Annotated in this window: 22 protein-coding genes; 14 read left to right on the top strand and 8 right to left on the bottom strand. The window is 50.1% G+C overall.

Going from position 1 to position 23,152, the window contains the following annotated elements; translation table 11 throughout:
- Positions 1-75 precede the first annotated feature (75 nt).
- The 3 genes from QEZ41_RS06155 to QEZ41_RS06145 are packed head-to-tail and all read left to right on the top strand — an operon-like array spanning position 76 to position 2,566.
- Positions 76-1,131 (top strand): aminoglycoside phosphotransferase family protein, encoded by a 1,056-nt coding sequence (locus QEZ41_RS06155; protein WP_289410521.1) that lies wholly within the window; start codon positions 76-78, stop codon positions 1,129-1,131.
- Positions 1,128-1,787, top strand: a complete 660-nt coding sequence (gene murU / locus QEZ41_RS06150; protein ID WP_289410520.1) for an N-acetylmuramate alpha-1-phosphate uridylyltransferase MurU — start codon at positions 1,128-1,130, stop codon at positions 1,785-1,787. The genes QEZ41_RS06155 and murU overlap by 4 nt, the downstream gene beginning before the upstream one ends.
- Positions 1,787-2,566 carry a co-chaperone DjlA gene (locus tag QEZ41_RS06145; protein ID WP_289410519.1) on the top strand — a complete coding sequence of 260 codons (780 nt, stop codon included), beginning with the start codon at positions 1,787-1,789 and terminating at the stop codon, positions 2,564-2,566. The genes murU and QEZ41_RS06145 overlap by 1 nt, the downstream gene beginning before the upstream one ends.
- Positions 2,567-2,570: 4 nt before the next feature.
- On the opposite strand, the gene QEZ41_RS06140 is transcribed toward QEZ41_RS06145, so the two are convergent.
- From QEZ41_RS06140 to QEZ41_RS06130, 3 genes are all read right to left on the bottom strand, one after another.
- Positions 2,571-3,197: a c-type cytochrome gene (locus tag QEZ41_RS06140; protein ID WP_289410518.1), complete on the bottom strand. Its 627-nt coding sequence runs from the start codon at positions 3,195-3,197 to the stop codon at positions 2,571-2,573.
- A 183-nt stretch (positions 3,198-3,380) separates the two neighbouring features.
- The gene (locus QEZ41_RS06135; RefSeq protein WP_289410517.1) at positions 3,381-4,406 is read right to left on the bottom strand and encodes a DUF3530 family protein; all 1,026 of its coding nucleotides are present in this window, start codon (positions 4,404-4,406) and stop codon (positions 3,381-3,383) included.
- A 15-nt stretch (positions 4,407-4,421) separates the two neighbouring features.
- Complete coding sequence (locus QEZ41_RS06130) at positions 4,422-4,988, bottom strand: tetratricopeptide repeat protein (RefSeq protein ID WP_289410516.1); 567 nt, start codon at positions 4,986-4,988, stop codon at positions 4,422-4,424.
- A 229-nt stretch (positions 4,989-5,217) separates the two neighbouring features.
- Here QEZ41_RS06130 and recJ point away from each other — a divergent pair, with 229 nt between their 5' ends.
- The 9 genes from recJ (at position 5,218) to QEZ41_RS06085 (ending at position 15,827) form a co-directional block, all read left to right on the top strand.
- Entirely contained in the window at positions 5,218-6,927 is a 1,710-nt protein-coding gene (gene recJ, locus QEZ41_RS06125; RefSeq protein ID WP_289410515.1) for a single-stranded-DNA-specific exonuclease RecJ, read from the top strand.
- Between the two features lie 190 nt (positions 6,928-7,117).
- A protein-coding gene (prfB, locus tag QEZ41_RS06120) for a peptide chain release factor 2 (RefSeq protein ID WP_289410514.1) occupies positions 7,118-8,213 on the top strand; the annotation gives its coding sequence in 2 pieces (ribosomal slippage) (positions 7,118-7,189 and positions 7,191-8,213; 1,095 coding nt in all).
- Positions 8,214-8,319: 106 nt separating this feature from the next.
- Positions 8,320-9,822, top strand: coding sequence for a lysine--tRNA ligase (gene lysS, locus QEZ41_RS06115; protein WP_289410513.1), 1,503 nt, complete (start codon positions 8,320-8,322; stop codon positions 9,820-9,822).
- A 56-nt stretch (positions 9,823-9,878) separates the two neighbouring features.
- Positions 9,879-10,178 (top strand): PA3694 family proteiin, encoded by a 300-nt coding sequence (locus QEZ41_RS06110; protein ID WP_289410512.1) that lies wholly within the window; start codon positions 9,879-9,881, stop codon positions 10,176-10,178.
- 27 nt (positions 10,179-10,205) lie between these two features.
- Entirely contained in the window at positions 10,206-12,842 is a 2,637-nt protein-coding gene (gene ppc, locus QEZ41_RS06105; RefSeq protein ID WP_289410511.1) for a phosphoenolpyruvate carboxylase, read from the top strand.
- A gap of 458 nt (positions 12,843-13,300) precedes the next feature.
- Positions 13,301-13,951 carry an adenylate kinase gene (adk, locus tag QEZ41_RS06100; protein ID WP_289410510.1) on the top strand — a complete coding sequence of 217 codons (651 nt, stop codon included), beginning with the start codon at positions 13,301-13,303 and terminating at the stop codon, positions 13,949-13,951.
- 11 nt (positions 13,952-13,962) lie between these two features.
- Positions 13,963-14,637, top strand: coding sequence for a tRNA (adenosine(37)-N6)-threonylcarbamoyltransferase complex dimerization subunit type 1 TsaB (tsaB, locus tag QEZ41_RS06095; RefSeq protein ID WP_289410509.1), 675 nt, complete (start codon positions 13,963-13,965; stop codon positions 14,635-14,637).
- Positions 14,638-14,697: 60 nt separating this feature from the next.
- A complete protein-coding gene (locus QEZ41_RS06090) occupies positions 14,698-15,039 on the top strand; it encodes a hypothetical protein (RefSeq protein ID WP_289410508.1) in 342 nt (113 codons plus the stop codon).
- The gene (locus tag QEZ41_RS06085) at positions 15,039-15,827 is read left to right on the top strand and encodes a class I SAM-dependent methyltransferase (RefSeq protein WP_289410507.1); all 789 of its coding nucleotides are present in this window, start codon (positions 15,039-15,041) and stop codon (positions 15,825-15,827) included. Before QEZ41_RS06090 ends, QEZ41_RS06085 begins: the two co-directional genes overlap by 1 nt.
- On the opposite strand, the gene QEZ41_RS06080 is transcribed toward QEZ41_RS06085, so the two are convergent.
- The 5 genes from QEZ41_RS06080 to ahpC all read right to left on the bottom strand — a co-directional run bounded on the left by QEZ41_RS06080 (position 15,814) and on the right by ahpC (position 20,516).
- Positions 15,814-16,191, bottom strand: a complete 378-nt coding sequence (locus tag QEZ41_RS06080; RefSeq protein WP_289410506.1) for a gamma-butyrobetaine hydroxylase family protein — start codon at positions 16,189-16,191, stop codon at positions 15,814-15,816. The two genes, QEZ41_RS06085 and QEZ41_RS06080, sit on opposite strands and share 14 nt — an antisense overlap.
- 6 nt (positions 16,192-16,197) lie before the next feature.
- The gene (hslU, locus tag QEZ41_RS06075; RefSeq protein WP_289410505.1) at positions 16,198-17,538 is read right to left on the bottom strand and encodes an ATP-dependent protease ATPase subunit HslU; all 1,341 of its coding nucleotides are present in this window, start codon (positions 17,536-17,538) and stop codon (positions 16,198-16,200) included.
- 48 nt (positions 17,539-17,586) lie between these two features.
- A complete protein-coding gene (gene hslV, locus QEZ41_RS06070; RefSeq protein WP_289410504.1) occupies positions 17,587-18,117 on the bottom strand; it encodes an ATP-dependent protease subunit HslV in 531 nt (176 codons plus the stop codon).
- Between the two features lie 150 nt (positions 18,118-18,267).
- On the bottom strand, positions 18,268-19,824 hold the full coding sequence (gene ahpF / locus QEZ41_RS06065; protein ID WP_289410503.1) for an alkyl hydroperoxide reductase subunit F: 1,557 nt from the start codon (positions 19,822-19,824) through the stop codon (positions 18,268-18,270).
- Positions 19,825-19,952: 128 nt separating this feature from the next.
- Entirely contained in the window at positions 19,953-20,516 is a 564-nt protein-coding gene (ahpC, locus tag QEZ41_RS06060) for an alkyl hydroperoxide reductase subunit C (RefSeq protein WP_289410502.1), read from the bottom strand.
- A 317-nt stretch (positions 20,517-20,833) separates the two neighbouring features.
- Between ahpC and QEZ41_RS06055 the strand changes: the two genes are divergently transcribed.
- A complete protein-coding gene (locus QEZ41_RS06055) occupies positions 20,834-22,057 on the top strand; it encodes a multifunctional CCA addition/repair protein (RefSeq protein WP_289410501.1) in 1,224 nt (407 codons plus the stop codon).
- Between the two features lie 147 nt (positions 22,058-22,204).
- Positions 22,205-23,074 (top strand): MBL fold metallo-hydrolase, encoded by an 870-nt coding sequence (locus tag QEZ41_RS06050; protein WP_289410500.1) that lies wholly within the window; start codon positions 22,205-22,207, stop codon positions 23,072-23,074.
- The last annotated feature ends 78 nt before the right edge of the window (positions 23,075-23,152 follow it).

Below are 23,152 nucleotides of genomic sequence, written 5' to 3'. Positions count from 1 at the left end.
TCTCGAAGCGAGAACAAAGATAAGCGATAATAAAGCATGCCTTCCTTGACGGCTAGCACCTTTGGAGAAAACACTATGCTAGATCAGCATACAGAAGTAAAAGATAGCCGCTTTTTAGCTCTGCTGCAGTGGTTCGATAAGCAAAAGACTGAAATTGCACACAAACTAAATCAAGAGGAGTTACCGCAAGGTCAGTTTACCAGTGCCAGTAGTGATGCCAGCTTTAGGCGTTACTTTCGTTGGCATGTGGGCGCACAGAGCTTGATTTTGATGGATGCGCCGCCAACCCATGAAAATAGCCTGCCTTTTGTGCAAATATCGCAGTTGCTGTTGAGTGCGGGTTTGCACGCGCCGGTAGTATTGGCGCACGATTTGGAACAGGGTTTTTTAGCGCTCACTGATCTGGGTACACAAAACTGGCTTGAATATTGGCAAGCCGATGCCAGTCATCTCGAACAGGCTGATGCGCTCTTCACGCAGGCGCTACAGACATTGTTGCAAATGCAAAAAATAGATACCAATGCCCTGAGTTTGCCTAGCTACGATGAAGCTTTGCTGCGTCGAGAGCTGGAGTTGTTCCCTCAATGGTATGTGGCGCATGAGTTAGGTTTAACCTTTAGCGCTCAGCAACAGCAATGGTGGGACAATGTGACTGAGCGTTTGATTGAGTCAGCGTTAGCGCAAGAAAAGGTTTTTGTGCACCGTGATTTTATGCCACGCAATTTGATGTGTAGCCAACCTAATCCGGCATTGATCGATTTTCAGGATGCCGTTATCGGGCCTATTAGTTATGACGTAATCAGTCTGTTTAAAGATGCTTTTATCAGTTGGCCGGAAGACAAAGTAAGTCGTTGGCTTGAACAGTATTGGGCTAGCGCAAAAGAGCAGGGAATTGCTGTGTCAAAGGATTTCAAACAGTTTCGCCGAGATTGCGATTTGATGGGGTTGCAGCGACACTTAAAAGTAATAGGCATATTTGCGCGAATCTGCCATCGTGACGGTAAGCCCCGTTACTTAGCCGATGTGCCGCGCTTCTTTAATTATATTGAGCCCGTGATCGAGCGTTATCCAGAACTGGCTGAACTGGGCTATTTGCTGGACTCTTTACCTATCCAAGGACGTGGTCAATGAAAGCGATGATTCTTGCTGCAGGTAAGGGTGAACGTATGCGTCCGCTCACCCTGCATACGCCAAAACCCCTACTGAAAGTGGCGGGTAGGTCTTTAATCGAGCATCAGATTGTTAAATTGGCAGCGGCGGGCTTTCGTGAGCTGGTGATCAATCATGCTTGGCTGGGTGAGCAAATTGAGTCTGCCTTGGCGGACGGCAAAGACTATGGCGTGAAGATTCAGTATTCGCCAGAAGTTGCCCCACTAGAAACGGGCGGAGGAATCTTTCAGGCGCTACCCATGCTGGGTGAGGAGCCTTTTCTAGTAGTTAACGCCGATGTTTGGACTGACTATGATTTTAGTCAGTTGCGCAAACCCTTAACCGGTTTGGCGCATTTGGTGATGGTAGATAATCCAGCACACCATACGCAGGGTGATTTTGCCATAACAGATGCGATGCTTTCACCAGAAGGCGCGCCGAAATTAACCTATAGCGGCATTGCTGTATTAAGTCCGCAATTATTTAAGGGGTGTGCTGCAGGGGCTTTTAAATTGGCACCCTTATTGCGAGAGGCCATGTTGAACGGCATGGTGTCGGGTGAGCATTTTGTTGGGGCTTGGGTCGATGTCGGCACACCTGAGCGTCTCCAGCATGCAGAATTAGTAGCGAGTTCTTAATGATTTGGCCGGTAACCATAGTGGCTACAGCGCTGGGTTTGTTAATAGCCAGTATTCCGGGTGCTCTTTTGGGCTTGGTATTGGGTGCTTTAGTGGACCGCTATTTAGCTATTGCCAGCTGGTCAACCTTGCGGCAAAAATTAATCCGCCAGCCGGTTTTGTATTCGGCTGAGCACAGCCAATTTATGCTGTTGGGCTATCTGGCTAAACTTAATGGGCGCGTGCTGCCGGCACATATCCAGCAAGCACGCATAGAAATGCGTCGTTTAGGATTGGAAGGGTATAAATACCAAGCGGCAGTCACGGCGTTTTCACAAGGCAAAACGGTACAGCTCACCGATCTGCGTGCTAGTTTGCAGGCGTGTTTTAAGGGGCAGAAAGCCGAGCAGCTCTTGTTAAGTGCTTGGCGAGTGGTTTGGTCAGAGCGCAAGGTAAGTCCCTTGCAACGAAAGACGCTAGAATACTGTGCGAAATGGTTAGGGGTGAAGCAGGCGCGCTTAGTTGAGCTTGAGTTACAGGCTAAGCCGTCACAGGCACAGAGCACTAAGCCAGCTGTAAAACTAACTGAGTTAGGTCAGGCTCTGGCTACTTTGGGTTTGCCTGCTGCAACGAATAACTTTACGCATGTTCAGCGTGCATACCGGCGATTGTTAAGCGAAAACCATCCCGATAAGCTCATAGGGGCAGGGGCTTCAAAGCAGCAGATCGAGCGGGCGAATGATATAACGCAAGAGCTGCACAAAGCCTACGCAGTATTGCGCAGGCACTACCGGTCGTAGGTGGTTAGGGATTCAGACCTTGCACATAACTGGCTAGAGCGTTGATGTCAGCATCGCTTAGCTGCTTAGCGATGGGGATCATGAGAGAGCCGGGGCGATGCTTGCCGCCTGCACGGAATAATGTCAGTGTTTGACGTATATATTCTGCCGGCTGACCTGCAAGGCGAGGCATTTCGTCATTGCCTTCGCCATTATTGCCGTGACAGACGGTGCAGATTTGATTGAACTTAGCCTTACCCAAATCGTGCAAAGAGGGGTCTAGCTCATCTTTTTGCTTAACTTTCTGCATGCTGTAAAACAGGGCAATATTGACTCGGTCTTCAAGGCTGAGCATGCCGGCAGCTTTGGACATAACGAAGTCTTCACGCTCGCCTGAAGCGAATTTTTCAAAAGCGGTAAAAAGATAAACTGGGGTTTGCTCGGCCAGATTCGGGATGTGTGAGCGCGTGCTATTACCATCCTTTCCGTGACAGTACCCACACAGCGTAATGCGTTCTTCGCCAGCCGCATAGGCTTTTTGAGTTGATTCAGGATTGGTCATAATGACGTTTAACCTGTCTAGAGCTTCTTGTTGCTGAGCGTAACTGGTACTAACGAAAATAGAGATAGCAATAAAAATTAGTGCACGCATAGAAAAAATATCCATTTTTATTTGATGTGTAAATCTGCGGGGTAAGCGCCGTATTAAGTATCAAGCATACTGTTATGCTTTGCCTTTTGCATGGTGCTAAGAAAAAGCCATTTAGTCTAAAAAATCAAGTGATCTATAACAAAGAAACGGCTCTAGTTATCAAGTTTTTGTTTTATGCCTTATTTATTGCTGATAACGATGCAGCCAGCCTAGAACTTTAGTTTGAGTTTGCTTCTGTGCGAGTTTTTTGCCGCTGGCATTAATTTTAAATTGCTGAAAGTCACTTGTTTCTTTGCGTTTACTGGCATTAAGGCGCTCTTTAGCTTCACTGACCGCTTCAGTGGCTGGAGCGGTTAAAGACGTGGAATAAAAATCAACCATTGTTATATCTAACTCGCTAATAAAGGATGAAAACTTACGGGTTTTTTGTTCCGGGTAGCGGGGGTTAATGAGTAATAGTGCGTTAATTGGCTGGGTTTTATGTGTGGTTAAGTAATCAAGCAGCCAATAAGCGCCTTCGTGTTGTGCAATAAATATCAGTTTTTTAGCTTGCTGGGTTTCTATGTATGCAAGAGTTGCATTTAGCACCTCTGCGATAGTATCAGCATAGTCTACTGCCGTGGATTCGGCAGCTAGGTCTGTAATGGTTTCGTCTGTGCTTATGGTGGCGTTGTCGTTGTCTAGGAAAGGGTCGCTGACAGCGTCTGCAGCGGGCTCTTGCGCTTGATCAGGATTCTCATTGTCCGCAGTCTCAGTCTCAGTCTCAAAATGCGTATCAGATAGGACGATGGGTGTGCTTTCAATGCGCAGTAGTTCAGGTTCGGGGTCGGGTAGGTTTAAGCTTAAGCTGTGCCAGCCTTTGTCGGTCACAGCCCGGCGCAGTTGAGCGATATTGGTTGCAGAGTCAGCCGTTTCCAGTAATCCCGGTACGAACACAATCAAGCCTTTGGCTGTTTTGGCGTTGGCGGGCAAGTAAAGGGCTGAATAGTGATTGGTCGTGCCGGGGATTTCAATGAGTTGTTCGGGAAAAATGGTGCGAAATTGCTGCGCAGCAAGTTGACTACGGCTATTAAGAGCGGGTCGTTCAATCTCAACCGCTTCCACGGCTTCGACTTCTAGATTTTCGCCCTCTTGCGTGCTCTCTTCAGCCTGTGCATTGCTTAAGCCAAGGGGCAAAAATAACAGCAGAATAGAAAGCCAATAACGCATGATTCGTCTAATGCCTTAGGGGTTAGTAAGTTGCTCAAGGTTGTGGTCTTGGATGTCTTGTAAATACTTACGGAAAATCTGTGATAGCACTTGATTGGCAAGCTCTAACTCTTGGGCTTCCATATCCAAAATTAAGCGGTCGGCTTCATTGTAAGCTTCATCGGAGCCGTTAATGGCTGCCATTTTTAAAATAATAAAGGCCTGGGCTTTATTGACTGCCGTGCCTTGGCCTTTGGCGTACATCAGGCCGAGACGAAGCTGAGCCTGTGCGTGGCCTTGCATTGAGGCTTGGCTATACCAGCGAATGGCTTCGCTGTAGTTTTGTTCGGTGAGTACGCCGTTATACCAGTAATTACCCAGTTCGTATTGCGCGTAATCGTAACCTAGCTCAGCTAGCTGGACACAGTAAGCTAGGGCGTTGGTAAGATTTGAATTGTCGTGATTGAGCGTGCAGGTTCGCGCTGGGGTGTCGATCAGCATAGGGCTATCGTAGTTTTCGGCTTGCGCGGATAAACTAACTTGCGCGGATAAACTAAACAGGGCAAGTGTTATGCCTAAAAAAATACGTTTCAAAAAATTCATTATGGGTTCAAGACTGAGGCGAAAAAATTAGAGGCTTTATGCTATCTGTAATCTACTGCTAAAAGCAGCTGTATGAGTAACGGAGTTAGGTGCTGCTGGTTAAAAAGAGAACTCAATCACTTAATTGCGCTAGCATACCTCAGTATTGCCATGGATTTATACCATGATTGTGTGTAATGCACGCCGTTATGAACTGAGTTCGAGTTTCTGAGATTTAATTGAAGTTAATATGCTTATAAAACAAAGGTTTGTCCCTGAAAAATTGCCCGAGCTAGGCTCCCTTCCTCCCTTGTTGCAACGTATCTATGCCGCCCGTGGCGTGAGCTGCGCGCAGGAGCTTGATAACAGTCTTAAGTATTTACTCTCTTATGAGCAGTTAAAAGGCATACCCGATGCTGTGGCTTTGCTGCTGCAAGCCATTGTTGAGCAGCAACGGATTTTAATCATCGGCGACTTTGATGCCGATGGAGCAACGGCTACGGCGGTAGGTGTGCTGGGTTTGCGTATGCTGGGCGCGACGCAGGTTGATTATTTGGTGCCCAACCGTTTTGATTATGGTTATGGCTTAAGCGTGGGCATAGTCGAGCAAGCGCAACAGTTGGCGCCTGATCTTATTATTACCGTGGATAATGGCATCTCCAGTATCGATGGCGTGCAGCTTGCGAAAAGCTTGGGTATGCGCGTGCTCATTACTGATCATCACCTGCCGGGCGAGGTGTTGCCTGTTGCCGATGCCATCGTCAATCCCAATCAGCCCGGTTGCAGTTTCCCCAGTAAAGCTTTGGCGGGAGTCGGCGTAATTTTTTATGTGCTGCTCGCTCTGCGTGCGCGTATGCGTGAGTTAAATAGCTTTGCTGGCGCGGAGCCTAATTTGGCGCAGTTGCTCGACTTAGTAGCGCTAGGCACGGTAGCGGATGTGGTTCCGTTGGACGCTAATAACCGCCGACTGGTACAGCAGGGCTTGGCAAGAATTCGTGCGGGTCATGCACGCCCCGGCATTAAAGCCATTGCTGAGGTGGGGCGGCGACAGCTGGCTAATATGGTGGCGATGGATTTGGGTTTTATCGTGGGTCCGCGCTTAAATGCTGCTGGACGCATGGACGATATGAGTATCGGTATTGAGTGTCTGTTGGCCGAGGATGAAAGTCAGGCGTTGTTGTTGGCGCAACAGCTGGACAGTTTAAATGCTGAGCGTAAACGTACCGAGCAAAACATGCAGCGTGAGGCGCTAGAGCAACTGCAAGACTTGCCTGAGGATAACCTACCCTTTGGTATCTGTGTGTATGAGCAGGACTGGCATCAAGGCGTGACTGGGATTTTGGCTTCGCGGCTTAAGGAGCGTTACCACAGGCCGGTGATTGCCTTTGCCGATGCTGGTGATGGCAGTCTTAAAGGTTCAGCGCGTTCTGTAGCAGGTCTGCATATTCGTGATGCGCTAGCCGCGATTGATGCGCAAAATCCGCAGCTAATTCGTAAGTTTGGTGGTCATGCGATGGCGGCTGGATTGACCATTGCGCAAGCGGATTATGCGCAGTTTGTGCAGGCGTTTGATGCGCAGGTGCGCGCCTGCTTGACCGAGGATGAATTGGCGGGTATTTGCGTGACGGATGGTGAGTTGGCTGCTGGCGAATTTGCTTTAGAATTAGCCCAGCAGCTTAGGTTGGCGGGGCCTTGGGGGCAGCAGTTTCCGGAGCCTAGCTTTCATGGACGGTTTAAATTAATGCAGCAGCGTCTGGTCGGTGAGCGGCATTTGAAAATGGTTCTACATAATGAAACGACCCGCATCGACGTTGATGCGATTGCGTTTAATGTGGATCTGGAGCAGTGGCCTAATCCTAATATTCAATACGCGGATCTGGCGTACCGGTTAGATGTGAACGAGTTTCGCGGCAAACAAAACCTGCAGTTGTTGGTGGAGCATCTTATTGCTGTGGGTTAGGGAGACCTGACTAATTACCTGCGTTGTCAGGGCTAGGCAACATTATTTCAGCAACTCCCTAAGTGTGGTGAGTGCAGGCTGTAAACAGCACGGCAAAAAATGCAGCATCGTGTTTTAAGAATTTCTGCAGTGTTGCATAAGTTCACGTATAATTTTGCCTTTAATTTTTTGATACACATGAGCAATATCAATGGAAGTTAATCCTATTTATCAAAACATCGCTGACTTAAGCGAGCGTACCCAGACTATTCGGGGGTATCTTTGACTACGATAATAAACGTGAACGTTTAGTCGAAGTCGAGCGTGAGCTGGAAGACCCCGATATCTGGAGTAATCCAGACTATGCGCAAAACTTAGGTCGTGAGCGATCGCAGCTGGCGCAAATTATTGAAACCCTAGATGAGCTTTCTAGTGGTTTAACTGATGCGCCTGAGCTGCTTGAAATGGCCGTTGAAGAGAACGATGAAGCAGCCGTAGAGGATGTGCGCCTAGAGGTGGCACGTCTGGAAGACATTCTGAGCAAACTTGAATTTCGCCGTATGTTTAGCGGAGAAATGGATGCCAACAATGCCTATCTGGATATCCAAGCCGGATCGGGCGGTACAGAAGCGCAAGACTGGGCAAATATTCTGTTGCGTATGTATTTGCGCTGGGCGGATCACAACGGTTTCGAGGCCACCATTATGGAGCTATCTGCCGGTGAAGTGGCTGGCATTAAAGGTGCGACCCTGCATATCAAGGGTGAGTACGCCTTTGGTTGGCTGCGTACCGAAACTGGTGTGCATCGACTGGTACGTAAAAGCCCGTTTGACTCAGGTAACCGACGCCATACCTCATTTACCGCGGTGTTTGTCTCCCCAGAAATTGATGACAATATTGAGATTGAGATCAACCCCGCTGATTTGCGTATTGATACGTATCGCTCATCAGGTGCGGGTGGGCAGCACGTTAACACCACAGATTCTGCTGTGCGTATTACTCACGTACCAACCAATACCGTGGTCTCCTGTCAGAACGAGCGTTCACAGCATGCTAACCGTGACCAAGCGATGAAAATGCTGCGCGCCAAGCTGTATGAGTTGGAGTTGCAAAAGCGTAATGCGGCTTCACAGGCCTTAGAGGACAGCAAGTCGGATATAGGCTGGGGGCATCAGATTCGTTCTTACGTACTGGATCAGTCACGCATTAAAGATCTGCGTACCAATGTGGAAAACAGTAACTGCGACGCCGTGCTGGATGGCGATATCAATGAGTTTTTAGAGGCGAGCTTAAAGCAGGGGCTTTAAAAAGAACACCACCTGTAGCAGCTGCCGCGAATACCTGGATTAGCGGCTATACAGAACAGAGTTGCACCCAAGCTTGCCACACCAAACAAATAAAACTGGAAAAATTATGAGCGAACAACCGCAAACCCAAGAAGAACTCCACGAAGAAGAAAACCGCCTGATTGCCCTGCGCAAAGCAAAGCTCGCCGCGCAGCGTGCTAAAGGCAATGCTTTCCCTAATGATTTTCGCCCAGAACACGCCTGCGCTGATATCCAGCGTGACTACGCCGAGGCGAGTAAAGATGAGCTGGAAGAAAAGCAAATCCCGGTCAAAATTGCGGGGCGCATTATGCTCAACCGTGGCCCCTTTATGGTGCTGCAGGACAGCAGTGGTCGTTTACAGGTCTATGTCGATCGTAAAGGCCTGCCAGAAGAGGTTCTTGCGGATATTAAAACCTGGGACTTGGGCGATATCATCGGTGCGCAAGGCACACTGGCGCGCTCAGGTAAAGGCGATCTCTATGTACATATGAGCGCGGTGCAGCTGCTGACCAAAGCCTTGCGTCCATTGCCGGACAAACACCATGGTCTGACAGATACAGAGCAGCGTTATCGTCAGCGCTATGTGGACCTGATTGTGAACGATGAGGTACGCAATACTTTCCGCGTGCGCTCGCAAGTGATTAGCTATATTCGTAACTTTCTAACCGAGCGTGGGTTTTTGGAAGTCGAAACGCCCATGCTGCAAACCATTCCTGGCGGCGCGGCAGCTAAGCCGTTTGAAACGCACCACAACGCTTTGGATTTACCCATGTATTTGCGTATCGCGCCTGAGCTGTACTTGAAACGTTTGGTGGTCGGTGGCTTTGAAAAAGTGTTCGAGATTAACCGTAATTTCCGTAACGAAGGGGTCTCGACGCGTCACAACCCAGAATTTACCATGCTCGAGTTTTACCAGGCCTATGCGGACTACAAAGACAACATGGATCTCACCGAGGAGTTGTTTCGTGGTTTAGCGCAAACCGTGTTAGGCAGCACCGATGTGCCGTATCAGGGCAAAGTATTTCATTTTGGTGAGCCCTTTATTCGTTTGAGCCTGTTTGACTCGATCCTTAAGTACAATCCAGAGATTAGCGCAGAGGATTTGCAAGATATCGACAAGGCGCGCGCGTTGGCGAAAAAGCACGGCGCACCGGTATTGGGCTTTGAGGGCTTAGGTAAGCTGCAAACAATGATTTTTGAAGAAACTGTCGAGCACCTGCTTGAGCAGCCAACTTTTATCACCCAATACCCTTTTGAAGTGTCACCGCTGGCGCGTCGTAACGATGACAATCCTAACGTCACCGACCGTTTTGAGTTGTTTATTGGTGGCCGTGAAATTGCCAATGCGTACTCGGAGCTTAATGACGCTGAAGATCAGGCCGAGCGCTTCTTAGCGCAAATGGCGGATAAAGAAGCTGGCGATGACGAAGCCATGCACTACGATGCTGACTTTGTCCGCGCGCTGGAGTACGGCATGCCGCCGACTGCGGGCGAGGGGATTGGTATCGATCGTTTAGTTATGTTGCTAACGGATTCAGCCTCGATTCGCGATGTGATTTTATTTCCGCATATGCGCCCAGAGCATTAATTACCAGCTAAACAAAGGCGGGCTAGACTCGCCTTTTTGTTGTTTAAGGAGTTGAAATGGAAAAAGTAAACCCACTACATTTAATCGCTACAGCTATAGGCACGCTGCTAGTAACAGTCTTTACTCTCAGTCACTATGGTTATTTACATGTATCCAAACCGGAAGACGCCTTATTGCTGGCTGAGTACACCATGCTAAAAACGATTGAAGGTGAAGACTATCGCTTAACGCTAAAACCAGCCGAGCAAACGGCACACTGTATCGAAGGTTTCTTGGTGTTATTCGACAATAACAAGCAGGGTTTAACCGGTGTGTTGGTCGACGACAAAAAGCGTGTAGTGCGCTGTCAGTTGTAAACAAAGTATGAACTGCGGAGAAAAGTCATGACACAAATTGATCAGCGTTTGCGCGATAATGTTAACCTGCTGGGTACTTTGCTGGGTAACACCATGGCAGAGCAGCGGGGTAGCGAATTTTTAGAGAAGATCGAGCTGATTCGTACCGGTGCCAAGGCCGCTAGACGTGGCTCGCAAGAAGGACGGCAGCAGCTTGAAGCGACCCTGGAAAACTTGGCCGAAGACGAGCTCTTGCCAGTTGCCCGTGGGTTTAGCCAGTTTCTAAATTTGGCCAACATTGCTGATCAATACCATCTGATGCGTCGCCGCCGTGACGATGAAACACCGGCTTTTGAAAATCAAATGCTGGCGCAGGTGTTGGAGCGTTTAAAGGCGCAGGGTGAGTCGCCGCAGGCCTTAGCCAAGGCCGTGGCTGAGCTGGATGTGGAGTTGGTACTGACCGCACACCCAACCGAAGTGTCGCGCCGCACGCTGATTATGAAGTATGACTACATTGCACAGCAGTTAGGCAAACTGGATCACCAAGACTTAAGCCAAACCGAACGCGATACCATCGTCAACAAGTTGCGTACGCTGATTACTGAGGTGTGGTACACCAACGAGATTCGTAGCAGCCAGCCGGTGCCGCAGGACGAAGCGCGCTGGGGTTTTGCTGTGATTGAACGCTCACTCTGGTACGCCATTCCCAATGTGTTGCGTCATGTCGACAACACCTTGCGCGAGGCGGGCGCAGATCCGCTGCCGCTGACAGCTACCCCGATACGTTTTGCCTCGTGGATGGGCGGTGACCGTGATGGCAATCCGAATGTGACCGCTAAAGTAACCAGTCACGTGTTGCGACTGGCGCGCTGGATTGCCGCTGACTTGTATTTGCGCGATATCTCCAAGCTCACGTCTGAATTATCCATGCAAAACGCCAGCGCCGAATTGTTAGCCGTTGCTGGCGCAAGTGACGAGCCTTATCGTGTGGTGTTAAAAAAATTACGGGCGCGCTTGCGTTATACTCGTGCTGAGTTGTTAGACGCCATTACCAATAACCTGCCTTTACCGGCCAACATTATTCACGACCAAAACGAGCTGTTAGAGCCGCTGCTGCTGTGCCATCGCTCTTTGCATGACAGCGGTATGGGCAATGTGGCAGATGGTGATTTGCTCGACTGCATCCGTCGCGTGACCACCTTTGGTTTGTCGTTGGTGCGCATGGATATTCGTCAAGATGCCGCACGGCACACCTCGGCGATGGACGAAATTACTCAGTGGCTGGGTTTAGGTGCTTATCAAGAATGGACGGAAGCGCAACGCCAAGCGTTTTTACTCAAAGAGTTAAATAACAAGCGGCCATTGTTGTCCGCGGACTTTGCGCCCAGTGCCGACACCCAAGAAGTGCTGGACACCTGTAAAGTGATAGCCCGTGCGCCGATGGCCTCCATGGGTACCTATGTGATTTCCATGGCGTCCAATCCTTCCGATGTGTTGGCGGTCAAACTGTTATTAAAAGAAGCGGGTGTACGCCGCACCATGCGTATTGCGCCTTTGTTTGAAACCCTAGATGACTTGGATAACGCCGCTGAAGCTATTCGCCAGTTGTTAAGCCTTGATGACTACCGCCAGCGCTTAGTAGGGCCGCAGGAAGTGATGATTGGTTACTCGGACTCAGCCAAAGACGCCGGCACCACCGCAGCGGCTTGGGCGCAATATCGCGCGCAGGAAGAGCTGGTTAAGGTCTGTGCTGAACAGGGCGTCGAACTGCTGTTGTTCCATGGCCGTGGCGGTACAGTTGGGCGTGGTGGCGGTCCAGCGCATGAAGCGATTTTGTCGCAGCCGCCTGGCTCGGTCGCAGGACGTTTCCGTACTACCGAGCAGGGCGAGGTCATCCGCTTTAAATACGGTATGCCAGATGTGGCTGTGCAAAACATTAATCTGTATCTGGCAGCGGTGCTGGAAGCAACTTACCTGCCACCGGTAGCGCCTAAACCCGAGTGGCGTGCGGTGATGGATCGCATGGCTGCCGACGGATTACAGGGCTATCGCCAAGTAGTGCGTGACGAGCCGCAGTTTGTGGATTATTTCCGTCAAGCGACTCCTGAGCAAGAGTTAGGGCGTTTGCCGTTAGGCAGTCGCCCAGCGCGCCGCCGTACTGGAGGCATTGAAAGCCTGCGTGCGATTCCTTGGATTTTCGCGTGGACACAAACCCGTTTGATGTTGCCCGCTTGGTTAGGCTGGGAAACCGCGCTGACTAATGCCCGAGCACGGGGTGAAGGAGAACTGCTCAACCAAATGCGTGATCAGTGGCCGTTCTTCCGTGCGCGTATCGATATGTTGGAGATGGTACTGCTCAAAGCGGACTCAGGCATTGCCCGTTTGTATGACGAGCGCTTAGTTGAGCCAAAACTACGCCCGTTAGGTGAAAAACTTTACGCGCATTTGCAGCAGGCTGTAGAACAAGTACTGACGTTGACCGGCGAAGCGCACTTGCTGGAGCGCCATCCAATAGTGCGTGCTTCGATCAGTGTGCGCGATACCTACCTGGATCCCTTGCACTTGCTGCAAGTCGAACTGCTAGAGCGCTCGCGTAAACTGGGCGATCAACAGGGTGCGGCTATTGAGCGTGCCATGCTGGTTACCGTGGCGGGTATCGCCGCTGGCTTACGTAATACAGGCTAAGCTGAACCAACAGCGCTAACCCTGCTGAGTAATCAGTGGGGTTAGCGTCTTTCTTTTGACCATCAGTTTTTTGTGGAAATAACGCAAAAAGCCATTTAAACCTTGTGCGACTAAAGGCTAGTGTGTACATTGGTATCTTTTTTTGGCAGCCCAGCGCCGCCATGAGGGTAAGGTTCGGTGACAATAGAGCCGCACTTTACTAAATGAGCCGCTGAATAACGTTACCGAGGACGCTAGCGCAAGGCAAAAGCGTACGTAAAAAGCGCAGTTTACATTGAGTAAATAAGCATTTTGAGTATGTTTTTAACGCAGTGATAGCTACGTAGGTAGTTATTCAGAGGTTTCTAAAGCAAGCTTTGAATAGGCCAGTGATTTTTTAAGCTTTCTGCGTGTTCGCATGGCGACTTATTCACAGACTTACAACAATTAAAGCTATTCATAATAGAGGAGCACATTCAATGCGCGTGATCTTGCTGGGAGCGCCCGGGGCCGGTAAAGGTACTCAGGCTGGCTTCATAACCAAACAGTTCGGTATTCCACAAATTTCTACAGGCGATATGCTGCGTGCAGCCGTTAAGGCGGGTAGCCCGCTGGGTCTGAAAGTGAAAAACGTTATGGAGACTGGTGGTTTAGTGTCGGATGAAATTATCATCGACCTGATTAAAGAGCGTATTCAAGCTGAAGATTGCGCCAATGGTTTCTTGTTTGACGGTTTTCCGCGCACCATTGTGCAGGCTGAAGCCTTGCGTGAAGCTGGAGTGGACATTGATCATGTAGTTGAGATAGCGGTAGATGACGAAGAAATTATCAAGCGCATGTCAGGTCGTCGTACTCATGCTGCTTCAGGTCGTACGTATCACGTCATCTATAACCCGCCTAAAGTAGCGGATAAAGACGATGTAACCGGTGAAGAACTGGTTCAGCGTGATGACGATAAAGAAGAAACCGTACGCCATCGTCTAGAGGTATATCACACACAAACCAAGCCTTTGATAGATTTTTATCAGCAGATGTCAGCAGCTAACAAGGGTACGCCTAAGTACAGCGCCATTGCTGGTGTTGGTTCGGTCGATGAGATTACCGCTAAAGTCATGAGCGCGCTGGCGTAATCTGCCTCACCATGACGACTTTGCTTGCCCTAGATACCGCCACAGAAGCCTGTTCTGTGGCGCTTTTGCATAACGGCGAAATCACTAGCGACTATGCGGTGATTCCGCGTATGCATGCCCAGCGGATACTGCCAATGATGCATGAGCTACTCAGTGCGTCCTCAGTCGCTTTGGTCGATATTGATGCGATTGCCTTTGGCCGTGGCCCCGGAGCATTTACGGGTTTGCGTATTGCCGTGGGTGTGGTGCAGGGCTTGGCCTTTGCATTAGAGCGTCCTGTGTTGCCGGTATCCAATCTGGCCGCTATTGCGCAGCGTGCTTGGCGAGAGCAGGGCGCACAGCAGGTTGCTGCGGCGATAGATGCGCGCATGGATGAAGTGTATTGGGGGTGTTATCAGTTGCAGGATAATTGTATGCAGCTGCAAGGCGTAGAGCGAGTGTGCGCGCCTGAAGCGGCACAGTTACCGCGTACGGCTAGTGGTGAGTGGGTAGGGGCGGGTACTGGCTGGCAGGCTTACGCAGAACGCCTTAATGTGCCTGTAAAGCGTACTGTTGTGGATATGCTGCCCCATGCTGAGGATATTTTGACTTTGGCGTTAGCGGATTGGCAGCACGGACGCGCAATAGCGGCGGCTCAAGCGCAGCCCATTTATTTGCGCGATCAAGTGGCCACTCCTAAGGCATAGCGCTATTGCGCTTATGTGCTGTACTGTTTAAAGTGTAAACATCTTTTTGAGGCTTGCAGCATGCGCATTGATGGTTTTTCTCCGGCCTATGTGCCTAATCGAACGACCCGGCCTGATGTCAGTGAAGTGTATGACTTCACCCAACGTCAGCAGGAAGCGCGTGCCCGTGAACAACAGCCCGAAGGAATTTCCAGTAGCGTACGCACGGACAGCGATAAGGCTGTGCTACAAATCTCTAATGAATCGATGCTGCAGCAATACCAACAGCGCGATGCTATGCAGCAACACAACCTCCCACATCAAGTTAATAAAGCCTTGGCGAGTTATAATCAGACAGCGAGTTTTAGCACTGACTATACTAACGACGCGAACCAAGTCTTGGGGCTTGACCTTTACGCCTGATGTCTGCGACCTATTCCATTCGTATTGATGCACTAACAGAAACCTTTGCTGCGCAAGCCGATGCCATGGCAGTACAGCTGTGTCTGCCGCGCGCAGGTGAGGCTGATTTTGCACTACAGCTAGGTGAGCAGGGCTGGCAGCTGCAAGAGTTGGCCGAGCAAGCCGCTGGGCCTGTACGGGTGGATTTTGTGGGTGGTGCTTTGGCGCATCGACGCCAATTTGGCGGCGGCGCGGGACAAATGATAGCTAAGGCCGTTGGTATTCTAGGTGCTATTCGTCCGCGTATTTTAGATGCTACAGCAGGTCTTGGGCGGGATGCCTTTGTTTTAGCCTGCTTGGGCTGTGAAGTGCAGATGATTGAACGTCATCCGCTGGTTGCACTCTTGTTGCGTGATGGTTTAGCACGGGCGTTACAGGATGCGCAGACGGCGGCTATTGCCGCACGCATGCCACTCATGGAAGGAGACGCTATTGAGCTTATGCGTCACTGGCAAGGCGAGCCACCGCAAGTAATTTACTTAGATCCCATGTTTCCCCAGCGCGAGAAAAGCGCTTTGGTAAAAAAAGAAATGCGCCTGTTCAAACCCTTGGTGGGTGGCGATCTGGATGCCGCGCACTTACTCGAGGCTGCATTTGAATTGGCTAGCCATAGAGTCGTGGTGAAACGCCCGCGCAAAGCCCCGACCATTTCTGCGCAAGCGCCCAGTTATCAACTGCTGGGCAAAGCCAATCGTTTTGATGTTTATACCAAGCAAAGCCTTAAGCAGCAGGAGCTTACAGCCCCATAAGTTTGACGGTGGATTGGTTGGGGTCGCGGAATTTCCCTGCTTGAGCGAGCAGCTCCAGATAATCAGCCCACATCTGCGCCTGGTTTTTTCCTAGCTGATGCAGGTAACTCCAGGTATAGAGCCCACTATCATGACCGTCATCAAAGGTGAGCTTAAGCGCGTAATTGCCGGCTGCTTCAACTTTGGTTAAGCGAACAAACTCTTTGCCGTGCTGCAAAATCGGATGGCCGTGCCCCTGTACCTCAGCTGAAGGCGAATGCACGCGCAAAAACTCGGCGGGTAACTGGTAGGTTTCGCCGTTGGCATAGCTCAGCTGTAGTTGCTGCTGAGCGGTGTCCAGTTTGATTTTTTTAGGTATGTGCATAGTTGATCACAAAATATAGCGGGATAGATCTTCATCTTCAGCCAGCTCAGCAAGATGTTTATCTACATAGGCAGTATCAATTTGCAGCGGCGCATTTGCGTGTTGTCCAGCAAGGTCACCCGCGGCAAAAGAAATTTCTTCGAGCAAGCGCTCCAGTAGAGTATGCAGGCGTCGCGCACCTATGTTTTCAGTTTTTTCATTCACCTGCCAAGCAATCTGCGCGATGCGTTCAATACCATCGCTGGTAAAAGCGATATTGAGTCCTTCAGTTGCCAGTAGGGCAATGTATTGCTCTGTTAGGGAAGCTTGCGGCTCGCTTAGAATACGTCTGAAATCCTCTGGGGTGAGGGCTTTTAGCTCAACGCGTATAGGCAGGCGGCCTTGGAGTTCGGGTGCGAGATCGCTGGGTTTGCTCATGTGGAAGGCCCCTGAGGCAATAAACAAAATATGGTCGGTTTTAACCATACCCAGTTTGGTATTAACAGTGCAGCCTTCAATGAGCGGCAGCAAATCACGCTGTACTCCTTCGCGGGAAACATCGGCGCCACTGGTGTTGCCACGTTTGGCGATTTTGTCTATTTCATCAATAAAAACAATACCGTTTTGCTCAACGGCTTCCAGTGCGCGTGCTTTGAGGTCGTCTTCATTGACCAAGCGCGCGGCTTCTTCGTCACGAATTTGCTTGAGCGCATCTTCAACGCGCATTTTTTTAGTTTTACTGCGGTTTTTTTGCAGACCTGAGAACAGGTTCTGCAACTGGCTAGTCATGTCTTCCATGCCAGGTGGACCCATAATTTCAACATTGGTCGGCAATTCAGAAACTTCTATGTGAATTTCTTTGTCATTGAGCTGGCCTTCACGTAAACGTTTGCGAAACAGTTGGCGAGTGGCGCTGTCTTCACCGCGCTGTGGGCTGTCATCAAAACCCTCGCGCGCCGCAGGTAATAACGCATCAAGAATGCGTTCTTCGGCGGCATCTTCAGCGCGATGCTGCATTTTTTGTATTTCTTGCTCACGCAGCATTTTTACTGAAGCGTCAGCTAGATCACGGATAATTGACTCAACATCGCGACCGACATAACCCACTTCAGTGAACTTGGTGGCTTCTACCTTAATAAAAGGTGCATTGGCCAGTTTGGCTAAGCGGCGCGCAATTTCAGTTTTACCTACGCCGGTAGGGCCAATCATTAAAATATTTTTTGGCGTCACTTCGACTCTGAGCTCGGCGGGCAACTGCATGCGCCGCCAGCGGTTACGCAGTGCGATGGCTACCGCACGCTTGGCTTCGTTTTGGCCAATAATATGGCGATCAAGTTCGTGAACGATTTCACGCGGGGTCATGGACATGGTGAACTCCGATAGCTTTGCATGTTTATTGGGAGCAAAGCCTAAAATTTAGTGTGCGCAGTCTTGCTGCTCGATCGTTAAGGTCTGATTGGTGAATACGCAGATAGTGCCGGCTATTTTTAGTGCTTTTTCCGTAATCTCATAAGCGCTCAGATCGGTGTTTTCTAATAAAGCCAATGCGGCGGCCTGTGCGTAACCGCCACCGGAACCCATGGCGATTAGGCCATGCTCAGGCTCTACTACATCACCATTACCGGTAATAATCAGCGAAGCATCTTTATTAGCCACCGCCAGCATGGCTTCAAGGCGGCTTAGGCTGCGATCGGTGCGCCAATCTTTGGCCAGTTCAACGGCAGCGCGAACCAGATGCCCTTGGTGTTTTTCCAGTTGGCTTTCAAAACGTTCAAAAAGAGTAAAAGCGTCAGCCGTGGCACCAGCAAAGCCTGCCAACACTTCGCCTTTATACAGGCGACGTACTTTTTTTGCGTTGCTTTTCATGACGGTATTGCCTAGTGAAACTTGGCCATCGCCGCCCATAGCGACTTTGCCGTTGCGGCGGATAGATACAATAGTGGTCAAGGCGGTGTCTCCAAATTTTTAGCAATACCAGTACAGGTGGGGGCATAGGTTTTCAGTTTCAAGGGGGCAACTGATTTTCACAGCCTATGCTGTTCAATAATAAAAAAGGAAGCCCGCAGGCTTCCTTTGAGTTGATCAGCAGCAAATCGCTTATGAGGTGCGAATAATATGGTCAAAGGCGCTCAGCGAGGCTTTAGCACCTTCACCCATTGCAATGATGATTTGCTTGTAAGGGACATTGGTTACGTCGCCGCAAGCAAAGATGCCGGGGATGTTGGTAGCGCACTGAGCGTTTATTTCAATCTCGCCACGATCTGATAGGGCAACGGTGTCTTTTAGCCATTCGCTGTTAGGCAACAAGCCTATCTGAACAAAAATGCCTTCCAGCTCAAGCTCGTGCAGCTCTTCGGTGGCACGGTCTTGGTACACTAACGCAGTCACTTTACTGCCGTCGCCTTTTACTTCGGTGGTGAGCGCGTTTTTGATGACTGTAACGTTCGGCAGGCTATTGAGTTTGGCTTGCAGCACCTCATCGGCACGTAGCTTGGTATCGAACTCAAGCAGAGTGACGCTGGCGACAATCCCGGCCAGATCAATAGCTGCTTCCACACCAGAGTTACCACCACCAATTACGGCTACACGCTTGCCTTTAAACAGTGGTCCATCACAGTGTGGGCAGTAAGCAACGCCGCGGGTGCGGTATTCTTGCTCACCGGGAACATTCATTTCTCTCCAGCGCGCGCCGGTGGCCATAATGACGGTTTTGGCTGACAGTTTGCCGCCAGACTCAAATTCTACGCTGTGTAAACCACCTTTTTTGCTAGCGGGCACTAAACGGCTGGCGCGCTGTAGGTTCATAATATCCACGCCGTACTCACGTACATGTTCTTCCATGGCGCGGACTAATTTGGGGCCCTCGGTTTCTTTGACCGAAATAAAGTTTTCAATCGACAGGGTGTCCATTACTTGGCCGCCAAAACGCTCAGCAGCGATACCTGTGCGAATACCCTTACGAGCGGCATAAATTGCCGCTGCTGCGCCGGCTGGACCACCACCAATCACCAGCACCTCGAAGGGTTCTTTTTCATTCATTTGTTCAGCGGCGCGATCGGCAGAGCCGGTATCTAGCTTGGAGAGAATTTCTTCAACGCCCATGCGGCCTTGACCAAACATTTCGCCGTTGAGAAACACCATCGGCACTGACATCACCTGACGCTGCTCCACTTCTTCTTGGAATAAAGCGCCATCAATCGCCACGTGACGGATATTCGGATTAAGCACCGCCATTAGGTTCAGTGCTTGCACCACGTCAGGACAGTTCTGGCATGACAGGGAGAAGTAGGTTTCAAACTCGTAACGGCCCTCTAACTGTGCAATTTGTTCAATCATTTCTTGCGCTAGCTTAGAGGGGTGGCCGCCAACCTGCAGCAATGCTAGCACCAAAGAGGTGAACTCATGGCCGAGCGGAATGCCGGCAAAGCGTAGGCTCATATCCGCGCCGATACGATTTAAAGAAAAGGATGGCTTGCGCGCATCGGTGCCGTCTAAACGCAGTGTAATTTTGTTGCTTAAACTGCTGATTTCTTCCAGCAAGCTTTTCAATTCGGTGGACTTAGCACTGTTATCAAGGGACGCAACGATCTCGAAAGGCTGCGTCACCTTTTCTAGGTAGGCTTGAAGCTGAGTTTTTAAATTAGCGTCCAACATGATTTGTGGCTCTCCAATATGTATTTTTGATAATAAAACGCCTGGACGGATTGCGCCCAGGCGTTGGAAGCTTACCGGGTTGGTACACAACTGAGTAAGCAATAGATAAGGGCTAAGGGCCGGGCAGCTTAGATCTTACCTACTAGGTCTAGAGAAGGAGCTAGAGTTGCATCACCTTCTTTCCACTTCGCAGGGCACACTTCGCCTGGGTGGGCTGCAACGTACTGAGCCGCTTTTACTTTGCGCAGTAACTCTTGTGCATCACGACCAATACCGCCAGCGTTGATTTCAACGATTTGAATCTTGCCTTCGGTATCGATAACGAAGGTACCGCGGTCAGCTAGACCTGCTTCTTCAATCATCACGCCAAAGTTGCGAGTGATAGCGCCCGTTGGGTCGCCAATCATTGGGTAGTTGATTTTGCCGATCTCTGGTGAAGTATCGTGCCACGCTTTGTGGGTGAAGTGTGTGTCAGTCGAGACTGCGTAGATTTCTACGCCGAGCTTTTGGAACTCTGCATAGTTGTCTGCAAGGTCGCCTAACTCAGTCGGGCAAACAAAGGTGAAGTCCGCAGGGTAGAAGAAAACGACAGACCACTTACCTTTCAAGTCGGCTTCGGTAACTTCAACAAACTCACCGTTGTGGAATGCGGTTGCTTTAAAAGGTTTTACTTCGCTATTGATATAGGACATTGCATAAACTCCATTGGGTTAAGAACTTTACACTGCACATAATAAGCAAAAACATCGGTTAGGCATAATTGATTGATAAAATACCTCTGATAGTTTTTCTTAATCGTAGCCTCTCATTAGGTTAGCAGCTTAAGCGTAAACTTATACTAATACGGGCGCGCTTTTAATAACCAAGTACAAAAAGCGCACAATGTTTCTATATGGGTTTTTTGTGAAAAATCAAGTCTTGCGCTTAATTCGGGCTTAAGCATGCAACAACACAGATAACCTGCTTTGCTGCTAAACTTGACCTACTTTTTTTAGTGATACACGAGCTTATGCAAATTTACAAAGTAGGTGGAGCTGTGCGGGATCAGTTGCTCGGACGCCCCGTTGTCGACACGGATTGGGTGGTGGTGGGAGCTACGCCTGAGCAGATGCTGGCCGAGGGATATCGCCTTGTGGGTGAAGACTTCCCCGTGTTCTTACATCCGCAAACCGGAGAAGAGTACGCACTTGCGCGCACCGAGCGTAAAACTGGCCATGGTTATGCTGGCTTTACCTTTTATGCCGCACCTACGGTTAGTTTAGAAGAAGACTTGATGCGTCGTGATTTGACCGTGAATGCGATGGCGCAGGGCGGTGATGGTCAGTTGATTGACCCCTACGGCGGACAGCAAGACTTGGCGGCGCGCGTGCTGCGCCATGTTTCTCCAGCATTTGCAGAGGACCCTTTGCGGGTGCTGCGGGTAGCTCGTTTTGCGGCGCGTTATGCTGAATTAGGATTTTCTATCGCCGCTGAAACCCAGGCTTTAATGCGGCAGCTGGCTGAATCAGGCGAGCTACAACACCTCACGGCTGAGCGAGTTTGGCACGAGTGCGCCCGTGCATTGATGGAGCCGCACCCCGAGGTGTTTATCCAAGTGCTGCACGATACAGGCGCATTAGCTGTGTTATTGCCGGAAGTGGAGGCTTTGTTTGGTGTGCCGCAGCGGGCTGAATACCACCCGGAAATTGATACAGGTTTGCATGTACTCTGCGTGCTGCAGCAGTGTGCGCTGCATCAGCAAAACCTCAGCGTACGCTGGGCGTGCTTGCTGCACGATGTCGGCAAAGGTTTAACGCCAGCAGAAGTATTGCCGCGACATCTTGGGCATGAGGCGCGGGGGGTAGGGCTAATTAAGAAAATTAATCGACGTTTGCGAGTGCCTAAAGATATAGCCGAGCTGGCGCTGTTAGTGGGCGAGTACCATACGCACTGTCATAGAGTGTTCGAATTAAAGCCCAGTACATTATTAAAGTTATTAATGCGCTTAGATTGTATACGTCGCCCGCAGCGCCTTGAAGATTTTGCCAATGCGTGCAGCATGGATGCTAAAGGGCGCTATGGTTTTGAGCAGAGTGCTTATCCGCAGGCGGACTATGTGCGTGCGGCTGCCCAAACACTGCGTGACATTTCCATTAAACCTTTACTTGAGCAGGGATTGCGTGGCGCAGAGCTGGGTCAGGCGCTAGAGCTACTGCGTTTGCGCGCGCTTAAAGCATTTAAGAGTGCGCAGTAAATAGGTTGTCGAAGCGTAACTCGGGCGCGATCAGGTGCGTGTCTGTGCAGGTAGATTAGTTAGCTTGCGCACGACTAAAAGCGCATATAAAAGCCGTTTTCCTATTGTTATAAACGACGACAATTCATAACAAAAAAGGAGCTACCCATGCGTAGCATCACGACTCTCAATGGTAACAGTCAAAAACTAGATGGCGGTGCCATGTTTGGTAATGCGCCCAAAGCACTGTGGCAGCGTTGGATACAGCCTGATGAGCTTAATCGTATTGAGCTAGGTTGCCGTGCTGTGCTGGTGCAAGAGCCCGGACGTAATGTGTTGATAGAAGCAGGCGTGGGTGCGTTTTTCTCACCGGATATGAAAGAGCGTTACGGCGTGCAGGAAGCTGAGCATGTGCTGCTTGATGAGCTGGCCAAGCAGGGTTTAAGTGAGCAGGATATTGATATTGTCGTGCTGACACACTTGCATTTTGACCATGCTGGCGGCTTGTTATCTGCCTGGTCTGCTGAGCAAGAACCTCAGCTGTTATTTCCTAATGCCACCTATATTGTTGGTGCAGAACAATGGCAACGCGCTAATAATCCCCATGCACGTGATCGCGCCTCCTACATTCCTGAGTTGCATCGCTTGCTGGAGCAGTCTGGTCGTTTGCAACTGGTTGAAACCGGTGCTACCGAACACGAGCTGCTTGGCGAAGGTTGGCGTTTGCACTGGAGCAATGGTCATACGCCGGGCTTGATGCTGCCGGAAGTAAGCTTGCAAGACGGCCCTGTGGTGTATGCCAGTGATTTGATTCCCGGTGCACCCTGGGTGCATTTGCCGATTACCATGGGCTATGACCGCTTTGCCGAGGCGCTGATTGAAGAAAAGCAGGAGTTGCTCAGCGACTTGGTGGCGCGCAATGGACGTATTGTTTTTACCCATGATGCCAAGGTTGCTATAGGCAACGTGGTGCGCGATGAAAAAGGGCGTTATTCGGTCAATAACCAACTCGAAAACGTAATTAAACTAACCCGCTGACAAACAAAGTGTGCGCAGCCTGCAAAGGAATGCAGTCGGTGCGCTGGGTTATAAATGCTGCCAGGGCGGTTTCCCAAA

Origin of the sequence: Thiopseudomonas acetoxidans (genome assembly GCF_030362935.1) — a bacterium.
Lineage (GTDB): Bacteria > Pseudomonadota > Gammaproteobacteria > Pseudomonadales > Pseudomonadaceae > Thiopseudomonas > Thiopseudomonas acetoxidans.
This window is presented reverse-complemented; position numbering and strand designations above follow the sequence as displayed.

Bases quoted from the DNA above. Each gene is read 5' to 3' on its own strand.
- QEZ41_RS06050 (WP_289410500.1), top strand. From the start codon at position 22,205: ATGCGTAGCATCACGACTCTCAATGGTAACAGTCAAAAACTAGATGGC.
- recJ (WP_289410515.1), top strand. From the start codon at position 5,218: ATGCTTATAAAACAAAGGTTTGTCCCTGAAAAATTGCCCGAGCTAGGC.
- ahpC (WP_289410502.1), bottom strand. From the start codon at position 20,516: ATGTCCTATATCAATAGCGAAGTAAAACCTTTTAAAGCAACCGCATTC.
- lysS (WP_289410513.1), top strand. From the start codon at position 8,320: ATGAGCGAACAACCGCAAACCCAAGAAGAACTCCACGAAGAAGAAAAC.
- QEZ41_RS06140 (WP_289410518.1), bottom strand. From the start codon at position 3,197: ATGCGTGCACTAATTTTTATTGCTATCTCTATTTTCGTTAGTACCAGT.
- QEZ41_RS06135 (WP_289410517.1), bottom strand. From the start codon at position 4,406: ATGCGTTATTGGCTTTCTATTCTGCTGTTATTTTTGCCCCTTGGCTTA.
- QEZ41_RS06090 (WP_289410508.1), top strand. From the start codon at position 14,698: ATGCGCATTGATGGTTTTTCTCCGGCCTATGTGCCTAATCGAACGACC.
- QEZ41_RS06145 (WP_289410519.1), top strand. From the start codon at position 1,787: ATGATTTGGCCGGTAACCATAGTGGCTACAGCGCTGGGTTTGTTAATA.
- adk (WP_289410510.1), top strand. From the start codon at position 13,301: ATGCGCGTGATCTTGCTGGGAGCGCCCGGGGCCGGTAAAGGTACTCAG.
- QEZ41_RS06085 (WP_289410507.1), top strand. From the start codon at position 15,039: ATGTCTGCGACCTATTCCATTCGTATTGATGCACTAACAGAAACCTTT.
- QEZ41_RS06110 (WP_289410512.1), top strand. From the start codon at position 9,879: ATGGAAAAAGTAAACCCACTACATTTAATCGCTACAGCTATAGGCACG.
- tsaB (WP_289410509.1), top strand. From the start codon at position 13,963: ATGACGACTTTGCTTGCCCTAGATACCGCCACAGAAGCCTGTTCTGTG.
- QEZ41_RS06055 (WP_289410501.1), top strand. From the start codon at position 20,834: ATGCAAATTTACAAAGTAGGTGGAGCTGTGCGGGATCAGTTGCTCGGA.
- ahpF (WP_289410503.1), bottom strand. From the start codon at position 19,824: ATGTTGGACGCTAATTTAAAAACTCAGCTTCAAGCCTACCTAGAAAAG.
- hslU (WP_289410505.1), bottom strand. From the start codon at position 17,538: ATGTCCATGACCCCGCGTGAAATCGTTCACGAACTTGATCGCCATATT.
- ppc (WP_289410511.1), top strand. From the start codon at position 10,206: ATGACACAAATTGATCAGCGTTTGCGCGATAATGTTAACCTGCTGGGT.
- QEZ41_RS06155 (WP_289410521.1), top strand. From the start codon at position 76: ATGCTAGATCAGCATACAGAAGTAAAAGATAGCCGCTTTTTAGCTCTG.
- QEZ41_RS06130 (WP_289410516.1), bottom strand. From the start codon at position 4,988: ATGAATTTTTTGAAACGTATTTTTTTAGGCATAACACTTGCCCTGTTT.
- murU (WP_289410520.1), top strand. From the start codon at position 1,128: ATGAAAGCGATGATTCTTGCTGCAGGTAAGGGTGAACGTATGCGTCCG.
- QEZ41_RS06080 (WP_289410506.1), bottom strand. From the start codon at position 16,191: ATGCACATACCTAAAAAAATCAAACTGGACACCGCTCAGCAGCAACTA.